9 protein-coding genes are annotated in these 12,707 nt (G+C 34.1%); 4 read left to right on the forward strand and 5 right to left on the reverse strand.

Features of this window, described 5'->3' with window-relative positions:
- Positions 1-22 precede the first annotated feature (22 nt).
- Positions 23-1,594, forward strand: coding sequence for a ribonuclease Y (gene rny, locus FT986_RS13400; protein WP_111540990.1), 1,572 nt, complete (start codon positions 23-25; stop codon positions 1,592-1,594).
- A 53-nt stretch (positions 1,595-1,647) separates the two neighbouring features.
- Here rny and FT986_RS13405 read toward each other — a convergent pair whose 3' ends face one another.
- Together FT986_RS13405 and FT986_RS13410 are read right to left on the reverse strand one after the other, a co-directional pair.
- The gene (locus tag FT986_RS13405) at positions 1,648-4,671 is read right to left on the reverse strand and encodes an AAA family ATPase (protein ID WP_147865488.1); all 3,024 of its coding nucleotides are present in this window, start codon (positions 4,669-4,671) and stop codon (positions 1,648-1,650) included.
- 12 nt (positions 4,672-4,683) lie between these two features.
- Positions 4,684-5,892, reverse strand: a complete 1,209-nt coding sequence (locus FT986_RS13410; RefSeq protein WP_147865489.1) for an exonuclease SbcCD subunit D C-terminal domain-containing protein — start codon at positions 5,890-5,892, stop codon at positions 4,684-4,686.
- A 111-nt stretch (positions 5,893-6,003) separates the two neighbouring features.
- Here FT986_RS13410 and FT986_RS16005 point away from each other — a divergent pair, with 111 nt between their 5' ends.
- A complete protein-coding gene (locus FT986_RS16005; RefSeq protein WP_170116594.1) occupies positions 6,004-6,159 on the forward strand; it encodes a hypothetical protein in 156 nt (51 codons plus the stop codon).
- Here FT986_RS16005 and FT986_RS13415 read toward each other — a convergent pair.
- Together FT986_RS13415 and clpB are read right to left on the reverse strand one after the other, a co-directional pair.
- A complete protein-coding gene (locus FT986_RS13415; RefSeq protein WP_255505976.1) occupies positions 6,156-6,653 on the reverse strand; it encodes a 1-acyl-sn-glycerol-3-phosphate acyltransferase in 498 nt (165 codons plus the stop codon). The genes FT986_RS16005 and FT986_RS13415 overlap by 4 nt on opposite strands.
- A 110-nt stretch (positions 6,654-6,763) precedes the next feature.
- Positions 6,764-9,379: an ATP-dependent chaperone ClpB gene (gene clpB / locus FT986_RS13420; RefSeq protein WP_147865490.1), complete on the reverse strand. Its 2,616-nt coding sequence runs from the start codon at positions 9,377-9,379 to the stop codon at positions 6,764-6,766.
- A 192-nt stretch (positions 9,380-9,571) separates the two neighbouring features.
- Between clpB and ytxJ the strand changes: the two genes are divergently transcribed.
- Entirely contained in the window at positions 9,572-9,964 is a 393-nt protein-coding gene (gene ytxJ / locus FT986_RS13425; RefSeq protein ID WP_147865491.1) for a bacillithiol system redox-active protein YtxJ, read from the forward strand.
- A 62-nt stretch (positions 9,965-10,026) separates the two neighbouring features.
- On the opposite strand, the gene fahA is transcribed toward ytxJ, so the two are convergent.
- Positions 10,027-11,307, reverse strand: coding sequence for a fumarylacetoacetase (gene fahA / locus FT986_RS13430; RefSeq protein ID WP_147865652.1), 1,281 nt, complete (start codon positions 11,305-11,307; stop codon positions 10,027-10,029).
- 109 nt (positions 11,308-11,416) lie between these two features.
- Here fahA and glyA point away from each other — a divergent pair, with 109 nt between their 5' ends.
- On the forward strand, positions 11,417-12,691 hold the full coding sequence (gene glyA, locus FT986_RS13435; RefSeq protein WP_147865492.1) for a serine hydroxymethyltransferase: 1,275 nt from the start codon (positions 11,417-11,419) through the stop codon (positions 12,689-12,691).
- Positions 12,692-12,707: the final 16 nt, after the last annotated feature.

Raw genomic sequence — 12,707 nt, forward strand, 5'->3', positions numbered from 1 at the left:
GCTTTTTTTATATATAAAATTTATGGATATACAATTAATTATAGGAGCAGTCATAGGAATAATAGTAGGAGCTATTATTGCCTATTTTATCGTTAAATCATCGCAGAGCAAGAGCGCAAATTCTATTGTTGCAGAAGCAAAAAAAGAAGCAGCGTCTATTTTGAAGGAAGCTAAGGCGGATGGAGAAAGTAAAAAGAAAGATAAAATTTTACAGGCTAAAGAAAAGTTTATCGAACTTAAGTCTGAGCATGAAAAAGTTATTTTATCTAGAGATAAAAAAATTGCTGATGCAGAAAAGAGAACAAGGGATAAAGAATCTCAGGTTTCATCTGAACTTTCAAAAAACAAGAAATTAAATAAAGATTTAGAGGATAAAGTTAAAGATTACGATTTTAGAAACGATTACCTAGAAAAGAAGCAGGAGGAGATTGATAAAGTCCACCAAAATGCAATTAAGCAGTTAGAGGTAATTAGTGGTGTAAGCGCAGAAGAAGCAAAAGCTCAATTAGTAGAGTCATTAAAAGAATCGGCTAAAACCGATGCTATGGTGATTATTCAAGACACGATTGAAGAAGCTAAAATGACGGCTCAACAAGAAGCAAAAAAGATCATTATTAATACGATCCAGCGAATTGGAACAGAAGAAGCAGTAGAAAACTGTGTTTCTGTATTTAATTTAGAAAGTGACGATGTAAAAGGTAGAATTATTGGTCGTGAAGGGCGTAATATTAGAGCTATTGAAGCGGCAACAGGAGTTGAGATCATTGTAGATGATACCCCAGAAGCAATTATTCTTTCTTGTTTTGATTCAGTTCGTAGAGAGGTAGCAAGACTTTCTCTTCATAAATTAGTAACCGACGGGCGTATTCACCCTGCACGTATCGAGGAAGTTGTAAAGAAAACTCGTAAGCAAATTGATGAAGAAATCATTGAAATAGGTAAACGTACTGTAATCGATCTAGGAATTCACGGCTTAAACCCAGAATTGATTAAGATTGTTGGTAGAATGAAGTACCGTTCTTCTTATGGACAAAATCTATTGCAACACTCTAGAGAAGTAGCAAAATTATGTGGTGTAATGGCAGCAGAATTAGGTTTAAATCCAAAATTAGCTAAACGTGCCGGATTGTTACACGATATAGGAAAAGTGCCTGATACAGAAACAGAAGTGCCTCACGCAATTTTAGGAATGCAATGGGCAGAAAAATACGGTGAGAAACCAGAAGTTTGTAACGCGATTGGAGCTCACCACGATGAGGTAGAAATGACTTCATTATTATCACCTATTATTCAAGTTTGTGATGCTATAAGCGGAGCAAGACCAGGTGCAAGACGTCAAGTTTTAGATTCTTATATTCAACGTTTAAAAGACTTAGAAGAAATTGCATTTGGCTTTACTGGAGTTAAAAAGGCATACGCTATCCAAGCAGGAAGAGAGTTAAGAGTGATTGTAGAGAGTGAAAAGGTGAACGACGATAAAGCATCTAATTTATCTTTTGAAATCTCTCAGAAAATTCAAACCGATATGACTTATCCAGGTCAGGTTAAAGTAACTGTAATTAGAGAAACAAGAGCAGTAAATATAGCTAAGTAAAATATTTATTAGGATATAAAAAAAGCCCTCAATATTTAATTGAGGGCTTTTCTTTACACCACCTTCAAACTACTATACCCTTGTCCATTCTGGCTTAGTTGTATCTGTGTGGCAATACGTTCTTTTAAGCTGGTTACGTGACTAATTACCCCAATCATTTTAGAAGATTTGGCTTGAAGAACTTCTAACGTATCTAAAGTTTGGTCTAAGGTTTCAGGGTCTAATGTACCAAAGCCTTCATCTATAAATAAGGAGTTAATCTCTACATTTCTAGAAGCAAAATCAGATAAAGCTAATGCTAATGCTAAACTTAGTAAAAAAGTTTCTCCGCCAGAAAGCGTCTTTACCGAACGTCTTTGTCCGCCCATATGCTCGTCTATTGCCACTAAACTATCATCTTCATCTGCCAAAGGTTTATCCATTTTATAACGATCTGTAAGTAAGACGAGACGCTTATTAGCCAACATTAATAATTGGGATAGCGTTAGGTCTTGTGCGTAATCATTAAATTTTTTCCCTTTAGAATCTCCAATTAAATCATTTAAAATTTTCCAGCGTTTGTTTGTTTTCAACTGCTGACTAATTCCTGCTTTTATCTTCGAAATTTGTTTTAAATACTGCTCTTGATTTTTTATAATACGTTGTAATTCATTGAGCTGAATTTCAGCTTCTTTTCTTTTATTTTCTTGATCTTTAGAGTTCTCTTTTAACTCTTCTAGTGGTTTTTTAGTAGTTTTTTCTAATAAATCCTTCTGCTGATTTTTAAGTTCTTCTAAACGTGAACTTAATCTAATTTGTTTGTTTTTTAAAGCTTGTAATTCTTCCGAATATTTTTTAAATAAAGAGGGCGGCAACAGTTTATCAATAGCTGAAGCAATGCAACTATACCCTAAATTTTTGAATTCGATTTCTAAGGTTTGCTTTGTTTTTTCTTGCTGTTTTTCTAGTTGATCAAGCTCCTCAAAAATAGCTTTTTGTTCATTTGTTAATTGTTTGTTTTCTTGCGTAAGAGTTAGGTAATCTTTTTCAGTTGTGCCGATTTCTTTTTCAAAATCCTCACCTTTATATAAACTTTGTATTGCTTCTTTTTTATGAATACCACGCTTCAATAAATCGTTTAGCTCATCAATAGATTCTTGTAATTTTTGTAACTGTATGAGTTGCTCCAAAATATCTTTATATTTCTGTAGCGCTTTTGTTTTTTTATTAAACCGACCTTCAAGTTCAGCAAAATTATTTTCATTTAATAACTTAATCTCACGAGCAAACTTTTCTTGATAATTTTGCTGCTGAAATTTTATTTTATTTTCAATTTCTAAAATCTTTTTTTCTAAAGTAGAATTTTGCTGTTGCAATCCTTCTAATTGAGTTTCTGCTTGGGTAAGCTGCTTTTGAGTTTGATGCAAAGATTGCTGCAGTACACTAATTTCTGTAGAAATTTTATCATCGTTCACCGGTAAATGTTCCGCAAAAGGATGTTCTTTACTTCCGCATAACGGGCAAGGTGTTTCGGGCTGTAGATCTTGACGATAATCATCTAATTTTTTTTGTAAATCTGCTACTTTTTGTGCATTTTGTTTGGCCTCTAATTGAGCTTTTTGCAACTTAATTTCCTGCTGAAAACCTTTAATTTGCTGGGGAAGTTTTTTTAAGTCTAATTGATTCTTCTCTAAAAGTTCAGATTCTTTGACGCTCTCTTTTTTTAGTAGCTCAATCTCTAAATGTTTTTTTTCTGCAGCTCGAATGTTTTTTAGCTGAAGCTGAATTTTTTCCTGCTCCAATTCAAAATCTATGGTAGTAGAAAAAGAATGTTCATCTTCTAAGTTTTCTTTCTCTTTATTTTTTTTCTGAACAAGAATATTTACCTCACGTTTAGTTTCAAGCGGATTATTTTGGTATAAAACTAAATTGAAGCTCATCAATTGCTGCTGAATATTCTTAGATAAGGTTTTAAATTCAGTTACAATATTTTGGCGTTCGCTATAAAGATTGCGTACCTGTTGTTTGTAATCGTTTAAACTTTGTGTAAAATTATCTTCTTGTGTGTTTAAACCAAAAAGTGAACTAAAATTAGTCTTATTTTGTTGGAGTTTTTTTGAGAGTTTTTTTAATTTTTCTTCGGTGTTAACTCGTTTTTCATTTAATTGCTCTAATTGAGATGTGGTATAATTCCAAGAATTAATTTCATTTGTAAAGTCCTGTAATTCTTGATGTTTATTTAAAGCGTCTCCTTTTTCTTTCTCGAAAGTATTTTTTTCTTTATTATTTTCAAGATGTTCATTTTCTACCCCTTGAATATTTTTTTCAAGTTCTATTAAGTTTTTTTTGTCAGTAATTTGAATATTTAAATTCTCTACTTCTTTTTGAAGCTTGTCTTTTAAATCCTGAATATGCTGAGCTTGCTTTTTATTCTCCTCAAATTCTTCCTGCGAAATTAATTGCTCTTCAAAAGTGGTTATTTTGTCTTGTTGTTTTTTAACGGCACTTTCCAAATCACGGTATTTAAAGAAAGCTAACTGTCCTAGTTTTCGGTAAATTCCGGTTCCCGTAATTTTTTCCAGTAACTCTCCGCGTTCTTCTTTTTTTACTTGTAAGAACTTGGCGAAATCTCCTTGCGCCAACACCACAGATTTAATGAATTGCTCATAATTAAGTCCGATAAGTTCCTCATTTTTTCCTGGAACTTCAGATTTTTTTAAATCTAAGTTTACTTGTGCTGTATCGGCCAAAAACATCTCATAATCTCGTAGATTACCATTTCTATTGGTAGAAATTTCCCAGCGAGAACTGTATTCTCCAGTGATACAAGCATAAGTTACTTCAGCGAAAGCTTCACTTTGATTACGAGTAAGTATAGCGCCTTTTTTCACAATTTCGTTAGTGCTCATTTTTCCCAACCTTGGAACTTGATTAAATAAAGCTAAAGAAATGACATCTAACAACGTGGTTTTCCCGCTTCCTGTTGGTCCAGTAATGGCAAATAAATTGTTTTGCACAAAAGGAGGTTGTGTAAAATCTACTTCGTGCTCACCTTTTAACGAATTAATATTTTTAAAGCGAAGTTTTAAAATTTTCATAGTCGGTAAAATTTAATCAGAAGTGTGTTGCATTTCTTTTAATTCATCAAAAGTGTGTAGCAATTCTTGCTTTTCCTCTTCAGAAAAGGCTTCATTTTTCAGTAAAGACTCAAAAACTTCTTTAGGTTTTAAATCGGCCAAATTTTGCTGGGCCCCAAAAACCTCACTGCTTTGTAGTTGCTGATTTTTAAAGTGCGCACGATGCTTAATGATCTCTACATTTTCTTGATTAAAATTGCTAACCAATTCATCTAAATCTGCTAATTTTTGAGTGCTGTAATGCTCTTCTTGCATTTCAATTTCTACCAAAGTCGCCAAATTTTCTTCAACTTTTAAGTCGGTTAACTTCAATTTTAATTCTGCTAGGTTTCCTTTTAATTTTAAGAGCTTTCTGAAACTCGGAATCGGAATGCTTTTAGGTTCAAACCCGTTCTTGGTATCCAGTAACAAAACTCGTTTTTCATCTTTACGTTCGCTAAAGGAAAGCATTAAAGGAGAACCACTATAAAACGTAGGAATTTGAGTATTTATGCGTTGGGGTTGGTGAATATGCCCCAAAGCCACATAAGAAAAATAGGAGTTGAATTGTTCTGCCTTAAAAGCAGCTTGGTTTCCAATCTGGATGTCCCGTTCACTCTCCGATGTACTTACTCCGGCAGCATACAAATGCCCCATTGCTAATGCAGGAACCTTGGGATATTTATTTTTACAAATTTCTGCAGTTTCATCAAATTTTGCCTGAATCCCTTTTCTAATTGCTGCGAGACGTTCTTCATAAGTATTTCCTTCGTTTGCTAGGCGCACATCTGCATCTCGTAAATAGGGAAGGGCTGCAATTACCACTTTTGGATTTTCGTTGTGTGGCAACGGGATGATACAATCTTCCATATTTTTGGGTAAACCTCCAATAACATCCATTTGTAAAGCCGAAAGCAACTCTTTTGGTGCGTCTAACATACTGGGAGAATCGTGGTTTCCTCCTGTGATGATCAATCTGCAATTCAAGTTTTTTAAGGTGACTAAGGTTTGGTAATATTGTTTTCTCGCTTCCGCGGAAGGGTTTGCTAAGTCGAAAACATCTCCCGAAACTAAGATGACTTCTATTTTTTCATCGATCACCAACTTACACAGCCATTGAATAAACAAATTAAAGTCTTCGTACAAGTAGTGTTTGTGTAAACGCTTACCAATATGCCAATCGGCTGTATGTAGTATTTTCATAAAAGGAATTGAGCTGAAAAAATAAATTTCAATTTACGAAGGAAACCGCGACTATAAAAATGTCTATAACTGCTTTTATAAACAAAAACTTATCTTTGTAGAAAAATTAGAATGGCAAAATCTGGTTCAGAAAAAAATACAAAAAATAAAGCGAAGCATACGAAGTTAATGAATCGGAAGAAAAATAAACTCCGCCAAGAAAAAGCAGATAGAAAAGCGCGCTTAAAAGAGTTGACTGCTAAAATGAAAGAGAAAAAAGAGAATTAAAGGTCTGCTTTTCCTTTAATATCTTTAAAAAATAGTTGAAGCAATCTTAGGTCTTTTTCGTAATTCTTAGTAGGGTAGAAGGGTTCTCCAATTTTGACCACTTTTCTTCCATAATCAAACCCCACAGGAATGATTGGAACATTGGCAGCCAAGGCAATATAATAAAAGCCAGTTTTCCAATTCAATACTTTTTTACGTGTTCCTTCTGGAGCAAGGGATAGTCTAAATTCTTCTTTTTCTGCAAAGATTTTAGCAATAGCTTCCACTTTATTCTCACTATTACTCCTATCTAGAGGTGTGCCGCCCATCCATCTAAAATAAGCTCCAAACGGCCATTTGAACAATTCTTTTTTTCCTACAAAATCAATCGGGATTTTAACAATACTTCTAGTAAAAACACCAATATAGAAATCATGCCAACTCGTATGTGGAACCACAATAATAACAGATTTTTTTATTGAAGGATCAAATTCTCCTTCAATTTTCCATCCCATTATTTTATTAAATATATAATTGACCATCTACTATTTTAAGAATTCAGCAAAAATAAGAAATAAAAAAAGCTACCCCCAATGAGAGTAGCTTTTAATTTTTAAAAAAATGATTAATTGGAAATGATAGGTTTTTCAGATTCATTTCTAAATACCAGTTCCTCACCAAAGGCATCTATCAAAATGATACTTTCTGCGGTAACTCGTCCCGAGAGAATTTCTTTAGAAAGTTTGTTGAGTACTTCTTTCTGAATAGTTCTTTTTACGGGTCTTGCTCCAAACTGAGGGTCAAAACCTTTTTTGGAAAGTAGTGCGATTGCTTCTTGAGTTGCATCTATCGTAATATTCTGCTCCGCTAGCATTCTGCTTACTCCTTTTAATTGTAACCCTACAATCTCTTGAATATTTTCTTGGTTTAAAGGCGTAAACATCACAATATCATCTATTCTGTTTAAAAACTCAGGTCTTACCTGTTGTTTTAGTAAACCAAGAACTTCAATTTTAGCGCTCTCCATAGCAGTTTCAATAGCTTTAACTGCTTCAAATTTTTCTTGAATTATTTGACTTCCCATATTAGAGGTCATTACGATAATGGTATTTCTAAAATCTGCTAAGCGTCCTTTATTATCGGTCAACCTACCTTCATCTAAAACCTGTAAAAGAATATTAAAAGTATCGGGATGTGCTTTTTCAATCTCATCTAATAAGACGACTGAATAAGGTTTTCTTCTAACGGCCTCGGTCAATTGTCCTCCTTCATCATAACCTACATATCCTGGAGGCGCACCTACCAATCTACTTACCGAATGACGCTCTTGATATTCACTCATATCTATTCGTGTCATTGCGCTATCATCGTCAAAAAGATACTCCGCTAAGGCTTTAGCTAACTCTGTTTTTCCGACTCCGGTTGTTCCTAAAAACAAGAAACTTCCAATAGGTCTTTTTTGATCTTGCAGACCAGCGCGACTTCTTCTAATGGCATCACTCACCGCTTGTATAGCTTCTTCTTGACCAACCACGCGTTTGTGCAATTCATTTTCTAGATTCAAAAGCTTTTCTCGCTCACTTTGTAGCATTTTGGTAATCGGTATTCCCGTCCATTTTCCTACAACTTCAGCAATATCTTCATTAGTAACCTCTTCTTGAATTAAAGATTTTCCGCCTTTTGCTTTTTGCTCAGCCACTTCTTTTTGAAGTTTTTCTAAACGTTCTTGCGCTTCTTTAATCTTTCCATAACGGATTTCGGCTACTTTTCCGTAATCGCCATCTCTTTCTGCTCGTTCAGCTTCTAACTTAAAGTTTTCAATGTCGGTTTTTGCTTGCTGAATATTATCTACAATCCCTTTTTCGTTTTGCCATTTAGCATTCAGTTCAGCTCGATCTTCTTTAAGATTGGCTAAATCTGCTTGAAGTATCTTTAGTTTACTTTCATCTTTTTCTCGCTTAATTGCTTCAATCTCAATCTCGAGTTGCATGATTTTTCTATCCAAAACATCTAACTCTTCAGGCTTAGAATTAATTTCCATACGGAGTTTAGAAGCAGCTTCATCCATTAAATCGATTGCTTTATCAGGTAAAAAACGATTCGTAATGTAGCGCTGGGAAAGTTCTACTGCAGCGATTATGGCTTCATCTTTAATTCTTACTTTATGGTGAGTTTCGTATTTTTCTTTAATTCCGCGAAGAATAGAAATAGCACTTTCGGTATCGGGTTCATCTACGGTTACGCGCTGAAAACGACGTTCTAATGCCTTATCTTTTTCAAAATATTTTTGATACTCATCTAAGGTGGTCGCACCGATGGCACGTAATTCACCTCTAGCCAATGCAGGCTTAAGAATATTTGCCGCATCCATAGCACCTTGTCCGCCACCAGCACCCACAAGTGTATGAATTTCATCTATGAAAAGTACAATGTTCCCATCGCTAGAAGTAACTTCTTTAATAACCGATTTTAAACGTTCTTCAAACTCACCTTTATATTTTGCTCCAGCAATTAATGCTCCCATATCTAAAGAATAAATCTCCTTATCTTTTAAATTTTCTGGGACATCTCCAGCAACAATACGGTGTGCTAAACCTTCTGCAATAGCGGTTTTACCAGTTCCAGGTTCACCAACCAACATCGGGTTGTTTTTTGTTCTTCGAGATAAAATTTGGAGTATTCTTCTTATTTCTTCATCCCGACCAATTACAGGATCTAATTTTCCGCTATTGGCTAATTGGTTTAGGTTTTTAGCATATTTATTTAGAGAGTTGTAAGTTTCTTCTGCACTTTGAGAAGTTACACGATCTCCTTTTCTTAGCTCTTCGATGGCAGCTTTCAAACCTTTTTCTGTGGCACCTTGATCTTTTAAAATTTGAGCAACTTTACTTTTAGAATTGAAAATCGCTAAAATGAGATGTTCTACAGAAACATATTCATCGTTCATTTTTTTAGCAATTGAAGATGCTTCCGTTAAGGTTTTTCCTGCTTCCCGTGAAAGCACGATATCTCCACCACTTACTTTAGGGAAACTTTCCATGGTTTTGTCTAATATCTGATTAAACAAAGTCACATTAATGTTAAGTTTCTTCAGTAAAAATGGAGTTACGTTTTCGTCTACCGAGGTAATAGCTTTAAATAAATGCTCGTTCTCGATTTGTTGATGGCCAAATTCTTGAGCAAGTTGTTGCGCCTGCTGAATCGCCTCTTGTGATTTTATAGTATAATTATTAAAATTCATCTTGTTAATTTTTGATAAGAATTAGTCAAATAATATGCCTTTTATCGAAAGTGTCAAAATGGCATTATTTTGTATTAATAATATGACAATATTGCATATTTGCGAAATAATTAAGTTGAATCGTAATCTTTTTATAAAGTTAGAAAGAAGAAGAAATAATATCCTTAAATTTATTTTAAAAAGTAAGTTACAATGGGAATACTAGATAAGCTATTTAAAAAGCAAGATGATATCGCTAAAAAGGAAATAAAAGAAATTCCTTGGAAAATGTTAACCAAAGAAGAGGATTTGGATCTTATTTTAGATGAATCTGAAGAGGTTACTGTAGTAATTTTTAAACATTCTACCCGTTGCGGAATAAGTAGAACAGTCTTAAAGCAATTTGAAAAAAGCTATGATTTTGAACTCGATGAAGTGCAACCTTACTATTTAGATTTACTTCAATATAGAAATGTTAGTAATGCAGTAGCTGAAAAGTTTAAAGTTATGCATCAATCTCCGCAAATGATCGTGATAAAGAATCGGGTAGTAGTTCATCAATCTTCACATCATGAAATTGATGCAGATATACTCGCGTCATTTTAAACGGAAGTAAAAGAAAAAAAGCCATTTCTGTAATCAGAAATGGCTTTTTTAATATCAATTTTTTAGTTTTTTAGAGGTGGTAGTATTTTGGTGCTACATTCTCCAAATCCTATTCGGGTGTTTTTATTTTCGCAATGACCTCTTAAAATAACGGTGTCGTTATCTTGTATAAACTTACGATCACCACCTTCTTTAAGTTTTATTGGCTTTTCCCCATTCCATGAAAGTTCTAACATAGAGCCATAGCTATCTTTGGTAGGTCCAGAAATAGTACCACTTCCCATCATATCTCCACTATTTACAGGACAACCGTTAACCGTATGGTGAGCTAATTGCTGACTCATATTCCAATATAAATGCTTAAAATTGGTATTAGAAACAACAGTTTCTTCTTTTCCTTCCGGCTGAATCGCAACTTGTAAATGAATATCAAATGTTTTCTTTCCTTTAGACTTTAAATAAGGGAGTTGTTTAGTACTAGGTTTAGGTCCTTCAGTTCTATAAGGTTCTAAAGCATCTAGAGTAACAATCCATGGAGAAATAGTAGAGGCAAAGTTTTTTCCTAAAAATGGTCCCAGTGGAACATATTCCCATTTTTGAATATCCCTTGCACTCCAATCATTAAATAATACTAAACCAAAAATATGTTCTTCTGCATCATTTACAGGAATAGGTTCTCCTAAATGATTGGCAGCAGTTGTAATAAAAGCCATTTCCAATTCAAAATCTAAATTTCTTGAAGGGCCAAATATAGGCGTGTCAGATCCGTTAGGAAGTTTTTGTCCGTGAGGCCTTCTAATAGGAATCCCACTAGGGATAATAGAAGAACTTCTACCGTGATAAGCTACAGGAATATGAAGCCAGTTTGGTAATAAAGCCTTATCTGCCCCCCTAAACATTTCTCCCACGTTTCTAGCATGCTCTTCACTTGAGTAGAAATCGGTATAATCGCCAACTTGTACTGGAAGTTGCATTTCTATTTCATCTAGAGTGAATAGAATTACTTTTTGGTGTTCTTTATTTTCTTGAAGCGTTTTGTTATTTACATCAAAAATATCGGCAATCTTATTTCTTACTGCACGCCAAGTTTTTCTTCCGTCAGCAATAAAATCATTTAGTGTATCTTGTAAGAAAATATCATCAGTTAATGGAATATCTTCAAAATACCCTAATTGGTGTAAAGCGCCTAAATCAATCGCATAATCTCCAATTCTGGTACCAATGGTAATGACATCGTCCCTAGTTAAAAATACTCCAAAAGGAATATTCTGAATAGGGAAATCTGTATTCTTAGTAATATCTAACCAAGTTTTTCTATCGGGATTATTGGCGGTTATCTGCATGGATGTAAATTCAAATAGTTTTAATAATATGTATTCAAATATATTATTTTCCATGTATTAACCGAATGCTTTTCTTATTTTTGATAAAATTTTTAACGTTATTTAACTCATGAATAGAGATACTCAAATTTTCGATTTAATAGAAGCAGAAAAGAACCGCCAAATCAACGGATTGGAATTGATTGCGAGCGAAAACTTTGTAAGTGAACAAGTTTTAGAAGCTGCGGGGTCTGTACTTACTAATAAATATGCTGAAGGTTACCCAGGAAAACGTTATTACGGAGGTTGTGAAATTGTAGATGAAGTAGAAACACTTGCCATAGAAAGAGCTAAAGAACTTTTTAATGCCGAATACGTAAATGTACAACCGCACTCGGGTTCTCAGGCTAATACTGCTGTATTTTCAGTATGTTTAAAGCCAGGAGACACCATCTTAGGGTTTGATTTATCTCACGGCGGACATTTAACTCACGGTTCTTCCGTTAATTTTTCAGGAAAATTATACAATCCTGTATTTTACGGAGTAAAGAAAGAAACGGGTTTAATTGACTATGATCATGTAAGAGAAGTAGCGTTAAAAGAAAAGCCAAAAATGATCATTGCTGGAGCTTCGGCTTATTCACGCGAATTTGATTATAAGAAATTTAGAGAAATAGCAGATGAAGTAGGGGCAATCTTGTTAGCAGATATGGCGCACCCTGCAGGTTTAATAGCCAAAGGTTTAATTGGTGATCCTTTACCGCATTGTCATATTGTAACTACTACAACGCATAAAACCATTAGAGGGCCTCGTGGAGGAATGATTTTGATGGGGAAAGACTTTGAAAACCCATTCGGACAAAAATTGAAGAATGGAAATTTAAAGAAAATGTCTTCTTTACTGAATAGTGGTGTTTTTCCAGGAAATCAAGGCGGACCTTTAGAGCATATTATAGCTGCCAAAGCAGTGGCTTTTGAAGAAGCTTTATCTGATGAGTTTTTACATTATATGGTACAGGTAAAGAAGAATGCAAAAGCTATGGCTGAAGCATTTGTAAAAAGAGGTTACGATGTAATTTCTGGAGGAACCGATAATCATATGATGTTAATCGATCTACGAAATAAAGGAGTAACAGGAAAGCAAGCCGAAGAAACATTGGTTAAAGCTGAAATTACTGTAAATAAAAATATGGTTCCTTTTGATGATCAATCTCCTTTTGTGACTTCTGGAATTCGTGTAGGAACACCAGCGATTACTACTAGAGGATTGAAAGAAGAAGATATGGATAAAGTAGTAGGGTTTTTAGATGCTGTAATTAGTAATATTGAAGACGAAAGCCTTATCGAAAAAACTAAACAAGAAATACACGAAATGATGGGACATAGACCATTATTTCAAGCTTAATATTAAAACTAAATAA

The sequence above is a fragment of the Mesonia sp. K4-1 genome (assembly GCF_008017825.1).
Lineage (GTDB): Bacteria > Bacteroidota > Bacteroidia > Flavobacteriales > Flavobacteriaceae > Mesonia.